Origin of the sequence: Flavobacterium sp. JP2137 (genome assembly GCF_050562195.1) — a bacterium.
In the GTDB taxonomy this organism is placed as follows: Bacteria; Bacteroidota; Bacteroidia; order Flavobacteriales; family Flavobacteriaceae; genus Flavobacterium.
In genome coordinates, this window is the sequence record NZ_CP191647.1 from 186337 (window position 1) to 202439 (window position 16103).

At 44.0% G+C, this 16103-nt stretch carries 11 protein-coding genes; 4 read left to right on the top strand and 7 right to left on the bottom strand.

Annotated elements, in window-relative coordinates; translation table 11 throughout:
• Positions 1–62 precede the first annotated feature (62 nt).
• Together galE and ACQZ43_RS00850 are read right to left on the bottom strand one after the other, a co-directional pair.
• Entirely contained in the window at positions 63–1079 is a 1017-nt protein-coding gene (gene galE, locus ACQZ43_RS00845; RefSeq protein ID WP_430613930.1) for a UDP-glucose 4-epimerase GalE, read from the bottom strand.
• Positions 1080–1225: 146 nt separating this feature from the next.
• On the bottom strand, positions 1226–2359 hold the full coding sequence (locus tag ACQZ43_RS00850) for a DegT/DnrJ/EryC1/StrS family aminotransferase (protein ID WP_430613931.1): 1134 nt from the start codon (positions 2357–2359) through the stop codon (positions 1226–1228).
• A gap of 168 nt (positions 2360–2527) precedes the next feature.
• Between ACQZ43_RS00850 and ACQZ43_RS00855 the strand changes: the two genes are divergently transcribed.
• Positions 2528–3763, top strand: a complete 1236-nt coding sequence (locus ACQZ43_RS00855; protein ID WP_430613932.1) for a 3-deoxy-D-manno-octulosonic acid transferase — start codon at positions 2528–2530, stop codon at positions 3761–3763.
• Between the two features lie 81 nt (positions 3764–3844).
• Here ACQZ43_RS00855 and ACQZ43_RS00860 read toward each other — a convergent pair whose 3' ends face one another.
• Both ACQZ43_RS00860 and ACQZ43_RS00865 read right to left on the bottom strand, forming a co-directional pair.
• Positions 3845–5701 (bottom strand): M1 family metallopeptidase, encoded by a 1857-nt coding sequence (locus ACQZ43_RS00860; protein ID WP_430613933.1) that lies wholly within the window; start codon positions 5699–5701, stop codon positions 3845–3847.
• A 156-nt stretch (positions 5702–5857) separates the two neighbouring features.
• Positions 5858–6928 (bottom strand): tyrosine-protein phosphatase, encoded by a 1071-nt coding sequence (locus ACQZ43_RS00865; RefSeq protein ID WP_430613934.1) that lies wholly within the window; start codon positions 6926–6928, stop codon positions 5858–5860.
• Positions 6929–7099: 171 nt separating this feature from the next.
• On the opposite strand from ACQZ43_RS00865, the gene ACQZ43_RS00870 reads away from it, so the two are divergent.
• Positions 7100–9259, top strand: coding sequence for a S46 family peptidase (locus ACQZ43_RS00870; RefSeq protein ID WP_430613935.1), 2160 nt, complete (start codon positions 7100–7102; stop codon positions 9257–9259).
• A 132-nt stretch (positions 9260–9391) separates the two neighbouring features.
• Positions 9392–9610, top strand: a complete 219-nt coding sequence (locus ACQZ43_RS00875) for a hypothetical protein (protein ID WP_430613936.1) — start codon at positions 9392–9394, stop codon at positions 9608–9610.
• Positions 9611–9659: 49 nt separating this feature from the next.
• On the opposite strand, the gene ACQZ43_RS00880 is transcribed toward ACQZ43_RS00875, so the two are convergent.
• Positions 9660–11183 carry a GH3 auxin-responsive promoter family protein gene (locus tag ACQZ43_RS00880; protein ID WP_430613937.1) on the bottom strand — a complete coding sequence of 508 codons (1524 nt, stop codon included), beginning with the start codon at positions 11181–11183 and terminating at the stop codon, positions 9660–9662.
• A 110-nt stretch (positions 11184–11293) separates the two neighbouring features.
• Here ACQZ43_RS00880 and ACQZ43_RS00885 point away from each other — a divergent pair, with 110 nt between their 5' ends.
• On the top strand, positions 11294–12094 hold the full coding sequence (locus ACQZ43_RS00885) for a DUF2797 domain-containing protein (protein ID WP_430613938.1): 801 nt from the start codon (positions 11294–11296) through the stop codon (positions 12092–12094).
• 103 nt (positions 12095–12197) lie between these two features.
• Here the strand turns inward: ACQZ43_RS00885 and ACQZ43_RS00890 are convergent, their stop codons facing one another.
• Entirely contained in the window at positions 12198–12734 is a 537-nt protein-coding gene (locus tag ACQZ43_RS00890) for a hypothetical protein (RefSeq protein ID WP_430613940.1), read from the bottom strand.
• Positions 12735–13375: 641 nt separating this feature from the next.
• The gene (locus tag ACQZ43_RS00895; RefSeq protein WP_430613941.1) at positions 13376–16006 is read right to left on the bottom strand and encodes an AsmA-like C-terminal region-containing protein; all 2631 of its coding nucleotides are present in this window, start codon (positions 16004–16006) and stop codon (positions 13376–13378) included.
• Between the last annotated feature and the right edge of the window lie 97 nt (positions 16007–16103).

Here is a 16103-nt window from a genome sequence, read left to right on the forward strand (position 1 = left end):
CTAAGCGACTGATCACTTAGGGGTTTTTATAACTTTTACAAGGCGGTATTGACAAGCGCTCTCTAGGGGGTTCTCAGTTTGTTTTCCCAATTCCAAGCGTTCAACAAAGCTTCTTCCAAGGTTTTGGTCGCCTTCCATCCCAATACATCATTCGCCTTATCGGTATTGGCATAAGCAGCGGTGATATCGCCTTCTCTGCGACCGACGATTTGATAGGGCAATTTCTTGGCAGTAACCTTTTCAAATGCGCGAATAACCTCCAAAACAGAGCTTCCCTTTCCCGTTCCAATATTAAAGACCTCAACCTTTTCCAAGTGCTTCTTATCCAACAAGCGTTTTAAGGCCACGACATGTGCCTGCGCCAGATCAACCACGTGTATATAATCGCGTACACAAGTGCCGTCGACCGTATCGTAGTCATCGCCGAATACCGACAACTGCTGACGCAATCCCATAGCGGTTTGCGTGATAAAAGGCACTAAGTTTTGGGGTACACCTATAGGCAATTCGCCGATCAAATTGGATTCATGGGCGCCTATCGGATTAAAATAGCGCAACACTATGGCATTGATTCCGGAAACCCGCGCCACATCGGAAATGATTTCCTCGCCAATTTGCTTGGTGTTGCCATAAGGAGAAAAGGCCGATTGAATCGGAGCGCTTTCCATGATGGGCATTTCCTTTGCCTGTCCGTATACCGTACAAGAAGAACTAAAGATAAAACTCGCTTCGGGTTTTTTCTGCAATTCTTGCAGCAGATAAATCAGTGTCGACAAATTGTTTTCATAGTACAACAACGGGTTTTCCACGCTTTCTCCCACGGCTTTGGAAGCCGCGAAGTGGATGACTCCCTCTATGTCGGTATGGGTATTAAAAAAGGCCTGCACGGCCGTACGGTCTCTTAAATCGATTTTTTCAAACCGCGGTCGCTTGCCCGAAATTTTTTCTATTCCATCCAATACCTCTAATGTAGCATTGGACAAATTGTCTAAAACGATTACGTCATATCCTTGAGCCTGTAGCTCCACCACGGTGTGTGAACCTATAAAGCCCAAACCTCCTGTAACGAGTATTTTCATAAGTTGAATAAATTTCTAATTTTAGGTAGTTCGACCTCGGTGTACGGAGCAATTTAATAGGCCCGCAAAATCTCAGCCGACTTCACATCGTTTATCACATAAAAAACAATAGGCGAAAGATACATCATTTCGCCTATTCCATTTTCTTATTTTGTTAAAAACGCTAAAATCGATTGGGTAATAAATCCGATTTGCTCGTCGTCTAGTTCCGAATGCATCGGCAAAGACAACACCTCCTGTACCAACTGATTGGTTACGGGGAAATCACTTTCCTTATACCTCGCATCCAAATACGCTTTTTGCTTGTGCAAGGGAATGGGGTAGTAAATGGCACAAGGAATGTCTAGCGACAACAAGTGTTGCATTAAGGCGTTCCGATCGGCATCGACAATTCTCAAGGTATATTGGTGAAAAACGTGACTGTTTTCCGTTTCGGAAAAAACCGGAGTAATGATATTGGGATGATTTGCCAGGGCCGCTGTATACTGTTTGGCCGCTTTTTTTCTGGCGATATTGTAAGTGTCTAACAGGGGTAATTTGACGTTTAAAACCGCCGCCTGTATGCTGTCTAATCTCGAATTCACACCTACTACATCGTGGTGGTACCTCTCGTACATTCCGTGATTGACAATACCTCTTATGGTGTGTGCTAAATCGTCGTCGTTGGTAAAAATGGCTCCGCCATCGCCATAGCAACCCAGGTTTTTAGAAGGAAAAAAAGAAGTGGCAGCGAGCTGTCCGATGCTACCGGCTTTCTTAACCGTACCGTCGGAAAACACATAATCCGCACCGATTCCCTGTGCGTCATCTTCGATAACGTACAAACCGTGCTCTTGAGCCAATTTCATGATTTCTTCCATAGGGGCTACCTGTCCAAAAAGGTGTACGGGTACTATCGCTTTGGTCTTCGGTGTGATGGCCTTGCGGATGGCTTCCACAGAAATATTAAACGTATCGGGATCGACATCTACCAAGACCGGTGTTAATTGCAATAAAGCGATAACCTCTACCGTAGCGGCAAAAGTAAAATCGGCCGTAATCACTTCATCCCCGGGTTTTAAGTCCAATGCCATCATGGCAATCTGCAAGGCATCTGTACCATTTGCACAGGGGATTACGTGTTTTACTCCTAAATACTGCTCTAAATTGGCTTGAAAACGGTGTACTTCCGGTCCGTTAATAAAGGTGGTGTTCTCCAATATTTCTTGGATTCCCTTATTTACAGCATCTTTGATTCCCTCATATTGACTCTTTAAGTCAACCATTTGAATTTTTCTCATGATTTAATGTATTTTAAACCGCTTTTACCGTTTGTATTTCCTCGAAAATTTGCAGTAAAAAGCCGTTTCGTTTTACTCTTAATAAGCCTTACAAAAGTAATAATTTATTGTGGGTATCTCCTATTCTTAATCAAAAGAAACGTATTTTAGCCACACAAAAATAGCCGTATGTTTTTCCTTTATAACCTCCTTACCTACCTGGCCAACTTCGCCTTAAAGTTCGTGGCACTCTTCCATAAAAAAATTCAACTTTTCATGGATGGGCGAAAGGAATCCTTTGGCATTTTGACTCGAGAAGTGCAGCCGGGCGACCGTTGCTTTTGGATTCATGTGGCCTCCTTGGGCGAATACGAACAAGGACTGCCGCTGATGGAGCGTTTAAAAAAGGCGTTCCCCGAGCACAAGCTCATACTCACCTTTTTCTCGCCCTCGGGTTATGAAGTCAAAAAAAACAATTCCTTTGCCGACGTGACCCTCTATTTACCCATGGATACTGCGCAACATGCCAAGCGCTTTATACAATTGGTACGGCCCGAAAAGGTTTTCTTTATCAAATATGAATTTTGGCCGAATTACCTCCGGGAGCTAAAGCGTCAAAACATCGATACCTATTTGGTATCTGGAATACTGCGCCCCGACCAAGTGTTTTTTAAGTGGTACGGCTCCTTTTATCGAAAAGCACTGGATGCCTTTACCCATTTTTTTGTACAAAACAAAGTTTCTCAAGACCTGTTGCTCCAATTGGGACATGCTTCTACCGTTACCGGCGACACTCGTTTTGATCGGGTAAGCCAAATCTTGGAACGCGACAATACCCTGGATTTTGTCGCTCGTTTTAAAGCGGATAAAACCCTGTTGGTCGCGGGAAGCTCTTGGCCACAAGACGAAGCCCTGTTGGTGGATTACATCAACAACCAAGCCGATGCCAACGCGAAGTTTATCTTTGCGCCCCACAATATCAAACCGGATTTAATCGATAAACTACAGTCGCAACTAAACAAGCCCAGCGTGCGTTATACCCAGATACAGGACCAAGATCTCTCGTCCTATCAGGTACTGATAATCGATGCGTACAGCCTGCTGACCAAAGCCTACAGCTATGCCGACATCGCCTATATAGGCGGCGGTTTTGGTTCGGGTATCCACAACATCTTGGAGGCGGCTACCTTTGGCATTCCCATTGTCATCGGTCCGAAATACGCCAAGTTTCAAGAGGCCAGAGACCTGGTAGCGCAAGGCGGTTGCACCGCAGTGCACAATGGCGAAGAATTGAATAAAACCTTGGCAGATTTGTTTAAAAACCCCGAACACAGACAACAGTTGGGTCGCATCAATAGCGCATTTATACTGTCGAATAAAAATGCGACGCAGAAGATCATGCAGGCGGTATTTCCCTCCGTTTAGAACACCTCGCCACAAAGAAAAAGGCCGTTCCAAAATATATTTCAGAACGGCCCTAAGCCTGATATTCTCCATCCACCAAGACTATTGCAAATTTCCAGGTGTTCCCAACAACACATCTAAATTTTGACGTGCCAGGAAGTGGTAATTCGGTCTGGCTTCACGGTAAATCTCTCGAGCAAAATCGAGTTGGTTGGTCTGTCGGAGCGCCAAGTAGAGCGGCTCTATAAATTTGCGTCGACCCACCTGTACCAAAAACGCTTTGGCATTTGCATCAACCGCTTTATACTGCAATCGAAAAGCCTTTTCAAACCAAGCGCACTGGATTTCCGAATTTTTACTAGCGGTAAAATGGTATTGCTGGTCTATCCACTTCAAATCTTCCGAAGTCAACACCGAAACGTCAATGGAACGGATGTAGTGCAACCATTCGTTGGTCGACCACTTGGGCAAGGTTTCTCGGCGGTTTTTATCGTTTTGAAAGCGATTTCGATCTGCTGCGAAGCGCGCTTCTACCTGCTCAAACAATTTGGAAGTCGGTATTTTTAGATCCTTGGGCCAGCCGGTATCGTAGATCCAATTTTGAACAAAATCGTCTTCTCCACCGGTGAGATTTTCCTTTAAATAGACTACAAAATCTTCGGTATTGGTGGTTTTAAAAGCGTTTTCCTTAAAATATTTTTTGATAAAAGTGTCGAATTGCGAACGTCCATAGCGATCTTCCAACATTTTTAGAAACAGATACCCCTTGTCATAAGGTACGTCGGAGAATGCATCATCGGGATTGATGCCCTCCAAATCGATGTAAAGAGCGGTTAGTTTTTCGGGCAATTTTTGCATATCGGTCTTTAAATCCTGATACCCGATAACCGTAATCATATCGGCATAATCCCTTCCTTCCAAAGCCTCCATAATGCGGCGTTCAAAATAAACGGTAAAGCCTTCGTTGAGCCAGAAATCGTTCCAAGTGGCGTTGGTCACGAGGTTCCCCGACCACGAATGAGCCAGTTCATGTGCGACCAAATTGGTCAAGGAGCGATCACCGACCAATATGGTAGGTGTGGCAAACGTCAGGCGCGGGTTTTCCATACCGCCGAAGGGAAAACTAGGGGGCAAGATCAAAACATCGTATTGTCCCCAGGGATAAGCACCGTATAGGTTTTCGGCTGCGATGAGCATCTTACCCATGTCTGCCAATTCCCAAGCGGCGTCTTTTAACTGAGTCGGTTCGGCATAAACCCCCGTTCTATCGTCTATGGCTTGGTATTGCAAATCGCCAACCGCCAAGGCAATCAAATAAGGCGGTAAAGGCTGGGGCATTTTAAAGTGGTAAACGCCATCGGCGGTTTTTTCTTTGGGATTGATCGCACTCATCAATGCGAGTAAATCCTTAGGCACGCGCACCGTAGCATCATAGGTTATGCGGATACTCGGCGTATCCTGAATCGGAATGTAGGAACGCGTCAATATGGCCTGTCCCTGTGTCAACAAGTAAGGATGTTTTTTGTCGTGTGTTTGTATGGGGTCTAACCATTGCAAGGCACTGGCTTCGGGCGCGGTTTTGTAGTAGATGACCAAATGGGTGTCCTTAGGACTGATTTTCACCTTTAAGGCCCGGCCCTTCACCGCATCGAGCGCCCCCAATTCAAATACTGCCGGTTTGCCGTTTGCCAACAAAACCGAATCGATAGCCAATTCGCTGGTATCGAAATAAATTTCTTTTGACTGGTGGTTTTCAAAATCGTAGGCCGCACTACCGCGGATTACTTTATCGTCGAAATCGACCTCCACATCCCAGGAGAGGTGGGTAATTTTTGCCTTGCTGATGTGCGCATAGGTATGCGTATCCACATTTTTCTCATCGGCTACCAAAACTTGTTTCTCGCCACAGGATGCCAGTGACAAACCCAGTGCAATAACGAAACAACGTAATTTATACATGCTTGCTCTTTTAAATTTTAAATAAAAATATCCGTTCCCAATCGCGTGGCGCCGCCGCAGTGGCGCGAGGAAATCGGCTGCAAATATAAGAATTCCCCAGCCAAAGCCCCGCTACTTGTCGATCTTGTTCCGCAACACCCTACCAACGCCCTAGAACTAATAGGTAAATTTGTCGATATAGCCCTGCCGTTGCGACTCCGAAATACGCAGTACTCGATGAATATAATTGTCCATAGAGCCGTATTTCGCATCGATCTGATCAAAAGTCGCCTTGAGGTAAATGTCATTGATCCACGAGAAATTCTCCACCACTTCTTGGTTGAGGCCCGGATAGATCAGTCGGCCGATTTTGATCCAGCGCAATTGCTTCTCTATACCGGCCTTTCTATAGTTGTTTGACAGCAAATAGTCTTGATAAATCGTTTCGCGATCCACTTTTAAAATCGACAAAATCAGCGCACCTATAATCCCCGTGCGGTCCTTTCCCGCCGAGCAGTGAAACAAGACAGCGCCGTCTTGATCGAGTAGGGTGTGTATAATTTCGCGAATCACCTCGGTATCTTCGGTGGGGTAATAGCTGTAGAAAGCCTGAAGCAAGGCCACGGATTCCTCCGCGTTGATTTTGCCTTTAAACACGGCTTTACGCGTCTGAGCCAATTGGTCTTGCTCCTCTTCAAAAGCATTGAACTTGTAATACTGGGTAGAAGCGGGATACTTATCGGGTTTTTTATCTACTTCCGCCGGTGTTCTCAAGTCGACCAGCGTTCGAATATCCAAGTTTTCTATCGTTTTTAGCTCCTTTTTCTTCACCCCATTCAGCTGTCCACTCCGGAATATTTTTCCCCAGCGCAGCGTTCTCCCTTCCGAGGTTTTTAGTCCGCCTATATCTCTAAAATTAGGTGTTTTTTTAAAGTATATCCGGCGGTTTTGCAAGACTAGCGTATCGCCGTTCTCGATTTTTAGCTGCACCATTAGGCGGCTGGGTTCTTTTGAAAAGGCCAAGACAGCCTCGTCCTCACGCTTTTGCTTCGTCAAAACCGCATTGGAAGTATACAACAGCTGTTGTTGGTCGGCAGCCTCGTTGACATGCAACTCGTAATTGGACTTGTTCTCCACAATTATCGGAGCCTGAGACAAAGCAGACAAACGCGGGCTTTGAACCGGCTTATAGGCGCAGGAAGTGATTACACCCACCACTGCGGTCAAAACAAACACTCTCTTAATCATAATAACTATTTAAAGTATAAATTTAAGGCTTTAAAAAACGTCAAAAAAATAATCCCGCTACTATTCCCACAAACCAGCAGTGCGCTAGCGCAGACGAGTACAGGCAGCAAAGCTGTTTTAATTAAAAATCGTATCTTGCCGCTTAGATAAAAACAGTAAAATTTTACCCCCATGATTTCAAAGAGTTTAAAACTTTTAAAAGTACTGGTATTACTTTTAATGGTATCCCCCATTTATGCCCAACAAGGCGGTATGTGGATTCCTTCCTTATTAAAGGGAATGAACGAAACGGAAATGAAGAGTCTCGGAATGAAAATGTCCGTATCTGACATTTACGACGTCAACAGTTCCAGCTTAAAAGATGCGGTTCCACATTTTAACGGAGGTTGTACCTCTGAAGTAATATCTCCACAAGGCCTTTTATTGACCAATCACCACTGTGGATATGGACAAATCCAATCGCATTCATCGGTGGAAAACGATTATTTGGCCGATGGTTTTTGGGCCAAGTCGTTGAGTGAAGAACTTCCGAACAACAATTTGGTCGTAACCTTTATCGTCAAGATCGAAGATGTAACGGCACAAGTACTGCAAGGGGTATTAGATTCCGATACCGAAGCGGCCAAGCAAGTCAAAATACAAAAAAACATCGCCACCACTACCCAGACCTTTCCAAAAGAGCTGTGGGAGGAAAACAAGATAAAATCATTTTACGAGGGCAATCAGTACATCTTGTTTGTAACGGAAACCTTTAAAGACGTTCGTTTGGTTGGTGCGCCACCATCCTCTATAGGAAAATTCGGATCGGATACGGACAACTGGGTATGGCCAAGACATACGGGCGATTTCTCTTTGTTTCGCATCTATGCCGACAAAAACAACCGTCCGGCAAGCTACGCGGCAGACAACGTTCCCTACAAGCCCAAACACTATTTACCGATTTCCCTAGACGGCATTCAGGAAGACGATTTCACCATGGTCTTCGGCTATCCGGGAAGCACTCAAGAATACCTGCCTTCATTTGCGATTGAGCAAATTTTAAAGGAGTTGAATCCGGCCAAAATCGGCATTCGCGATGCGGCCTTAAAGGTAACCAACGAATTCATGAGAAACGATGCGGCGATCAAGATCCAATACGCTTCTAAGTATGCGGGTATTGCCAACTATTGGAAAAAGTGGATCGGCGAAAGCCAAGGTTTGGAAAAATCCAATGCCGTAGCCGTTAAAAAGACCTTTGAAGAAGACTTTAAGCAGCGAGTAGCCAAAAACAAGCAGCAAGCCGCTTATGGCCAGTTGCTTCCCGATTTTGAAAAACTATACCGCGAAATAGCTCCATATAGCTTGAGTCGCGATTACTTTATGGAAGTGGTTTTGAGAAATACGGAATTGCTAACAGCGGGTTTTAAACTGTACCAACTCGAGCAGGCCTACCTACAAAAGGGTGCGCAATCCTTTAACGACAGACGCAGCGCTTTTATCGCAGCACAGGAAGATTTTTACAAAAACTTCAACAAAGACGTGGACCAAAAGGTCTTTGAAGCCGTAGTAGCTTTGTACAGTCAAAAAGCACCCGCGGCATATTTGCCCAAGGAGCTTCAGAAAATCGATGTTCAAAAGACCTCACAATCGATATACGCACACAGTAAACTCAGCAGCTATGACGGTTTAAAGGAGTTGTTGAAAGGCGATGCCAAAGAGGTGTTTAAACGATTGAACAAAGACCAAGGCTATATCTTCACCAAAGCTTTGGCCGCAAACTACTTCGAGCATATTGCACCGAAGTACGATGCGTTGAACTTAGAGATTGCAGCACTTCAGAGAAATTATATGAAGGCCCAATTGGAATTGTATCCCGATGCTCGTATTTTCCCAGATGCCAACAGTACGTTGCGAGTGACTTATGGCAAGGTAAACGGCTATGCTCCTAAAGATGCTATATATTATGATGCCGTAACTTATTTGGACGGAATCATGGAAAAATACATCCCGAACGATTACGAATTTGACGTACCTCAAAAGCTCGTTGATTTGTACCACGCAAAAGACTACGGTCCCTATGCGGAAAACGGTAAACTGCCGGTAAACTTTATCGGTACCAATCACACTACCGGAGGGAATTCGGGCAGTCCAGCTATCGATGCTCACGGCAATTTAATCGGACTAAATTTCGACCGCGTATGGGAAGGAACGATGAGTGATATTTACTATGACCCGGCGATCTGTAGAAATATTATGGTCGACGTGAGATACATTTTATTCGTCATTGATAAATACGCAGGAGCCAAACATTTGATCGACGAGATGACTTTAGTGCATCCCAAGAAAAAATAATTTTCAACCCACTTAGACTCAATAAATTAAGTCTCGTATTTTTTTTTAAAAAAAAATCACTAAATAATTTAGGATATGAAAAAATTCATATCTTTGTCAAGAATTAATAATTAACTTTTATAATTTAGTAAGATGAAAAAAATTGTTTTAAGTGTAGCTTTAGTAGCTATGATGGGTGTTTCTTTTGTATCATGTAAAGACACTGCTAAAGAGCCTGCTGCTGAAGTAGAAGTTGTAGCTGAAGAAGTTGCTCCAGAAGTTGTAACTGAAGAAGTTGCTCCAGAAGTTGTAACTGAAGAAGTTATCGCTACAGAAGCTGCTGCTACAGAAGAAGTAAAAGAAGTTAAGTAATTAGACCTTTCTTTTATAAAAAAACCTCGCTATGCGAGGTTTTTGCTTTTTATACCATTGCCAACTGCATGGATTTGAGTTCTTCTAGGAATTTGCGTTCATTGGAAAGTCGCGGTACTTTGTGTTGTCCACCGAGTTTATCCTGATTTTTAAGCCAGTTGTAAAACAAGTTGTTTCCCGCTACGTTTAGCACCAGAGGGTTTAAGGTCATGTTGTTGGTCCGCTTGGCCTCGTAGTCTGAATTTAAATCCTGTAAATTGCGGTCGAGCAATTGGGCAAATTGGTCGATGTCTTGGGGTTCTTTTCGAAATTCCACCATCCATTCGTGTGCGCCCTTTTCCTTATCCTTCATAAAAATAGGTGCTACGGTATATTCCGCTACCTCTGCCTGAGTTTGCTCGCAGGTTTTCGCCAAGGCTCTATCGGTGTTTTCCACCATGAGTTCCTCACCAAAAACATTGATGTGATGTTTGGTTCGCCCGGTAATTCGGATGCGGTAAGGCGCCAGCGAAGTAAAGCGCACCGTATCGCCAATTATATAGCGCCACAAGCCCGCATTGGTCGTTATAACCAACGCATAGTTCTTATCGAGCTCTACGGCTGCCAAAGGCAGTACGCGTTGCTCTAAGGTACCAAAAGTGGCCATAGGTATAAACTCATAGAAAATACCGTAATCCAACATCAGCAGCAAGTCGCTGGAATCGTTTAAATCTTGTATGGCAAAGAATCCTTCAGAGGCATTGTAAATCTCGTAGTACTTAAAGCGAGAGCCCGGCAATAGCTTGTTGTATTGCTCGCGGTAGGGCTCAAAACTCACCCCCCCGTGAAAATAAACCTCCGCATTGGGCCAGAGCTCTAGCAAATTCCCCCTACCGGTATCTTCGATGATGCGGTTTAACAAGACCAACATCCAAGAGGGCACTCCGGCAAAACTCGTAACATTCTCGCCCTTGGTCTCCTTGACTATCGCGCTCATCTTGGTTTCCCATTCGCTCATCAAAGAGGTTTTGTTGCTCGGCGTACTGCTAAACTCTGCCCAAAACGGCATATTGTCTATGAGTATGGCCGACAAGTCGCCAAAAATCGTATTGTTGTCTTCGTACAATTGCTTGCTACCGCCCAAGCGCAAACTCTTGCCAGTAAACAATTGGGAATTTTCATTGTTGTTTAAATACAGGCACAACAAATCCTTTGCGGCTTTGTAGTGACAGTTTTCCAAGGCGTCGTTGCTCACGGGAATAAACTTGCTCTTGGCATTGGTGGTTCCACTGGATTTGGCAAACCATTTCACCGGTTCAAACCACAGTATATTTTGTTCGCCGCGTCGGGTGCGCTCTATATAAGGTTCTAACTCTTCATAGGTAAACAGCGGCACTCTTTGGGCAAAGTGGTCGTAACTCTTAATGGAAGAAAAATCGTACTTTTTTCCAAAAACGGTCTGTTCGTTACTCTTGATCAAATTTAAAAGCAATTCATTTTGCACTTCATGGGGGAATTTGAGAAACAACTCCATTTGATGAATTCGCTGCTTTAAAATCCAAGAGGCAATAGAATTGATAATTGTGAAAGCCATATTTTCTTTTTTAAATAAAATACCTCGTTTAAATTTGTGAAATAGCAAGACTACGCTCCAAAAAAACTTTTCGTATTTTTACCACTTTACCAAAAGTAACAATTTTCTTTATGCAATACGAAGGAGTTTTAAATAAAATGCGCACCGACTGGGGACAGCCCATTCAATATTTCCTAACCTTAAACCAAAACTTCATCAATGTCAATCAATTAATTGGCCTGAACTTACAGCTGACGTTTAAGGGGTATGAGTGTTTGAATTGCGGCAAGTCCAAAAAGATATTTCGCCAGGGTTTTTGTTACGATTGCTTTATCTCGAGTCCGGCTGTGGGCGATTGGATCATGAGACCCGAGCTCAGCACGGCACATTTGGGCATAGAAGACCGCGATTTGGAATACGAAACCAAGGTACAACTTCAGCCTCATGTGGTATACTTAGCCGTAGCCAGCGACGTCAAGGTGGGTGTGACCCGAAAAACTCAGGTACCCACCCGTTGGATCGACCAAGGGGCATCGCGCGCCATTGAAATTGTAGAGGTTCCCAATAGGTACCTAGCCGGCATTACCGAAATAGCGCTTAAAGATAAATTTACCGATAAGACCAATTGGCGCAAAATGCTGCAAAATGAAATCGCTCAAGTGGATTTGGCAGAAATCCGAAATTCTTTGGAATTGGTTTTGCCCGATGAAGTAAAACCCTATTACTTCAATACGCCCCACGAAATTCTGGAATTGGAATATCCCGTAATTCAATATCCGACTAAATTAAAGAGTTTAAACCTCGAAAAAACGCCTTATTTCGAAGGAAAACTTCAAGGGATCAAAGGGCAATACCTGTTGTTTGACGACGGAACGGTTTTTAACGTCCGAACCTATGAGGGCTTTGTAGTCACTTTGGAATTGGGCCATTAAAAGCAACTAAAAGGGGGAATCAACCCCCTTTTTCCTTTATGCTTTGCGCGTTATTTACCGTTGGAAACCTCAACTTCGTCCGGCACTACAACCTCCTCAGCTACTAGGGACTCTTGACTACGGCAAAGCTTTTCAATAAAAAAGTAGCGTTAAATGCCAGGAGCAAAAACTTTGCTGCAAACCCGTCTTCCACAAAGCAAATCGCCAAAAAAAACGCACAGGCAGTGGCCGTGATGCGCGCGTCGTAATCGTACTGCTGTATACGGGCTTTTTCTACTATAACCGCTATCAGAGACAGCAAGCTCCCCACTCCGATCAAAAAGAGCAACTCTTGAGCTGTATTGTTTTGTTCCACTACAGACCGGACTATTAGGGCTGCTGAAACAAGCATCCCCAAGATCAGGTTGGGTGTGTTCCATAGAGCCGGTTTGGACAGCAGACTTGATTTGTTATAAAAATCCACCCAAAAGTTTTCAAACTCCTGCCGTTCTACCACACGACCGCTCAGGCATTTCCTCTTAAAAACATCGATATGCCTCACCAGAAAGCGATCTCTAAAATCCATATAAAGCATCACGTAATAGGGGCTGCCCCCTTTAGGAAGCGCGATTTCGGATCTGTAGAAATCCAATTTTACCATTATCCTATCTACGCTATTGGGCAGCAGGAGTTGCTAAAATTCACCCTGTCTTATTTTAGTGAGCAAATTCCTATTGGCGTCGTAAATCTTGATGTTTCGCGCATGCGCCCAGTTATACGGAAGCACTAATTTTAGGTTTTATTCTTTCACAATGACTAACTATTTGTCAAAAAAGGGGCGTTCCTACAAATCCCAAATCCTCGATTTTCGCAGTCCCGATTTTTTTAAATTTCGTTTACACGTATCCGATCTCGATTTCAAAGCCATACTCCATCACAGTATCGATGAACTCCGCCGTTTTCGCAAACAAAAGTCGTGGCTAGGTAGCAGCATCTCGGCACCGTCGTGCTTTGCCCTGCTTTCGCATTTACTGTTTTTTACTTATTCAATAATAAATAAAAATGCAAACAAAAACAAGCACAAATCGATTTTACTTCACATTTTAATACCTTATAATCCACGTTTTCCGACAGTTACACCCAAAGCTACTCCAAAACAAACCGCTTTAAAAAACACCTTATAACGCGTGAATAAGTATGCGACAAAACAAAAACCCGCCTTTACACAGTCGTATAAGGGCGGGTTTTTTGTTTTTAAAGTCCCGTGCTATTTAAAAAGAGCACAGCGCCTATTTCCCAGCTTTACTCCTTTTTCTTTTTGCCAAACAGGTCTTTTAAACCCTCGCCAATCTTGTTGATGGTTTCCTCTTTTTTGGCGTCTTTTTCGGTTTGCTCCGGTGTTTGGGTTTCGGTATTGGCATCCTTTTTACCCCCACCCAACAAATTGCTCAGGGCATTGGTCCCTTGATTAATCAATTTATCTTTTTGGGCAGCGACAATTTGATTGGTCAAATTGGTTACGGCCTGATTTAAATCGGTCGTTACTTTGGGTTTACTGAAATCTCCGGTCAACCCCACCTGTATCGGTATGTTTTTTAAAGCCGCCATATCGGTTGCAGACAGCTTACTCAGGGCTCCGGATATATCGTCGCCCAGGTATTTGGCCGGTACGTCGAAGTTTAATTTATAATTGATGCTTTGGTCCAAACCGTGCTCTCCGGCAACCACTACTTGAACGTCTTGGTATTTAAGATCGAACGGATTGACTTTTACCTTGCCGTCTTTGAGCTCCAAGTGCATTTTTAGATTGTCTAGGTTCAATTTGCTCAAATCGACGAATTTCAAATTGCTATCCAAGGCGGTTAACAGCTTGGAGTTTTTCGCATCGATTTTGGTCGATAGCAATTGTCCCAACAAATCTCCGGTAAGACTGCTCATAATCGGCGTTAACTCCATGCCGTCGAGCTGCCCGTTTAACTTGATTTCCGAACTGATTTTACCGTTGATCACCCCTGCAATTGGCGCAATGCGCTTGAGCATATCGATTTGCGTAAACGACTTGGCGATATCCAAGGCTCTCAATCCCAAATTCATATCAAAGGTCGGTACGGCGGTCTTGGTCGACACCTTGCCGTTAAAACCAATTTGCCCGTCGAAAATATCGGTTTTCATGTTTTGGAACTGTACGGTTTGGTCTTTGATGACCAATTTGCCCGCTACGTTTTTTAGGGTAAGATCGTCGTATACCACCGTTTTTGCATCGGCAGTTAGCGTACAATCCAAAAATGCCGGTATTTTTAGGGGCTCCTTAGCGGCTACGCCCTTGGTCGGTGCCGCCTCTGTTGTTTCCGCCACAGGAGCCGACGCTTTTAAGATGTCGGACACGACAAAATTAGTGGACTTCAAATCGAAATTGCCCTTTAAATTTTGCTTGCTAAACAAAAAGCCGTAAAAATTGTCTAAGGTTCCCGTAGCCAATAGATCCGTGGTTCCCGTTTTTAAATCCAAGCGATTTAAACGCACCTGACTCGGATTAAATGCCAAGGCAGCTTCCTTGATTTGAAGCGGCTTGGCCATCTCGTCGGACTCGTAGTTAAAATTGGACAGCGAAATCGTACCCGCGTTTTTGATGTTTTGGTATTGATTGGTTTCGACGGATTTCATGTCGAACTCGGTTACCACATCGGCTTTTAAAACACCGCTCAATGGCTTGTCGAGTTTGATGGGATAAGCCTGAGTCAGATTGGCCAAATTGACAACGCCTTTCAACTTGGCATTTACATAGGCGTTATCCATAATGTTTTTAATACTGGCTTCTGCCTTAAAAACATCCTGATCGATTTGGAAGTTGAGGGTATTCAACAACACATAGGTATCGTTGATCAAACCGGTATCGTTGATGATTTTCGCATCGATGACGATATTTCGAATCGCCTTGGGCAAATCGGGATACTGAAAAGAAGCCCGATCCGAAGCCATCACGATTTCCATTTTGGGGAATGCGGTTTCCGTAAGTTGTCCATTGACCTTTCCAGACACCCTAAACTCCCCTTCGGTTTTTACTTTGTGAATATCTCCGGCATAGGCCTGCGGAATCAATCCCAAAAAGTTTTTAAACGAGGAATCCGGTGTGGCAAAATCCAAGTGATACTCTTGCCCGTCTTCCAATAGCTGTACGCTACCGTTAAATTTAAGCGGCAACTGATTGATTGTGGCCTTGTTTTCCTTAAAGGTAAATAACATTTTGTCCAAATCCATTCCCAAGACCGCCTGGAGTCCCATGTCGACTTGATTCAACAGTGTTACACCTCCCTTTTCAAAGGATACTTTGGCTTGCGATTGGGTGTCTAAATCCAGTATGTTTTGCGCCAGATTTCCGCTACCCGAGTGATTTAAATCGGATATGACCATTTTCATTTTCGCACTTAAATCGGTATACACCACAGTTACCCCCGTAAGGGAATACTGATTCAATGCCAGCGAAAAAGGGCTGTCGGCAGTGGGATCTTCTTCCTTGTCTTCTTCGTCCTTAATCGCGATATCGTAGTTCGCTACACCCGCCTCATTAATCGTTACTTGAACCCGCGCTTTTTGCACGTCAATGCCCTCGATGTGCATCGGCTTGTCCGCACCGTTGAACAATTCCATCATCGACATTTTCAAGCGGATGCGCTCGGCATACAACAGGGTATCGCCAGCAAAGGGCGCTTGATTTACTATGGTCAGGCCATCGATAGACACACCGGCCTTGGGGAAATTCTTAAACAGGCTTAAATCGATTTTGTCGTAGCTCACCTCAGCGGTGAGGTTTTTATTGATGGTTTCCAATACCATCTTTTCGATTTTCCCCCTAAATAAAAAGGGGGCCAACAGCAAAAACAACAACAAAAAACCGATTATCGATGCCGATATAATCCCTATTTTCTTTTTCATACTCCTACTTTTTTTCTTTCTTTTATACCATTTGACCCGCGCTTTGCCTTGGTCTTATCCTACTGCGTCCTCTTCTATGCAAATTATAAAAAAATAG

Excerpts from the sequence above, each read along its gene's own strand:
- galE (WP_430613930.1), bottom strand. The coding sequence starts at position 1,079 with ATGAAAATACTCGTTACAGGAGGTTTGGGCTTTATAGGTTCACACACC.
- ACQZ43_RS00850 (WP_430613931.1), bottom strand. The coding sequence starts at position 2,359 with ATGAGAAAAATTCAAATGGTTGACTTAAAGAGTCAATATGAGGGAATC.
- ACQZ43_RS00855 (WP_430613932.1), top strand. The coding sequence starts at position 2,528 with ATGTTTTTCCTTTATAACCTCCTTACCTACCTGGCCAACTTCGCCTTA.
- ACQZ43_RS00860 (WP_430613933.1), bottom strand. The coding sequence starts at position 5,701 with ATGTATAAATTACGTTGTTTCGTTATTGCACTGGGTTTGTCACTGGCA.
- ACQZ43_RS00865 (WP_430613934.1), bottom strand. The coding sequence starts at position 6,928 with ATGATTAAGAGAGTGTTTGTTTTGACCGCAGTGGTGGGTGTAATCACT.
- ACQZ43_RS00870 (WP_430613935.1), top strand. The coding sequence starts at position 7,100 with ATGATTTCAAAGAGTTTAAAACTTTTAAAAGTACTGGTATTACTTTTA.
- ACQZ43_RS00875 (WP_430613936.1), top strand. The coding sequence starts at position 9,392 with ATGAAAAAAATTGTTTTAAGTGTAGCTTTAGTAGCTATGATGGGTGTT.
- ACQZ43_RS00880 (WP_430613937.1), bottom strand. The coding sequence starts at position 11,183 with ATGGCTTTCACAATTATCAATTCTATTGCCTCTTGGATTTTAAAGCAG.
- ACQZ43_RS00885 (WP_430613938.1), top strand. The coding sequence starts at position 11,294 with ATGCAATACGAAGGAGTTTTAAATAAAATGCGCACCGACTGGGGACAG.
- ACQZ43_RS00890 (WP_430613940.1), bottom strand. The coding sequence starts at position 12,734 with ATGGTAAAATTGGATTTCTACAGATCCGAAATCGCGCTTCCTAAAGGG.
- ACQZ43_RS00895 (WP_430613941.1), bottom strand. The coding sequence starts at position 16,006 with ATGAAAAAGAAAATAGGGATTATATCGGCATCGATAATCGGTTTTTTG.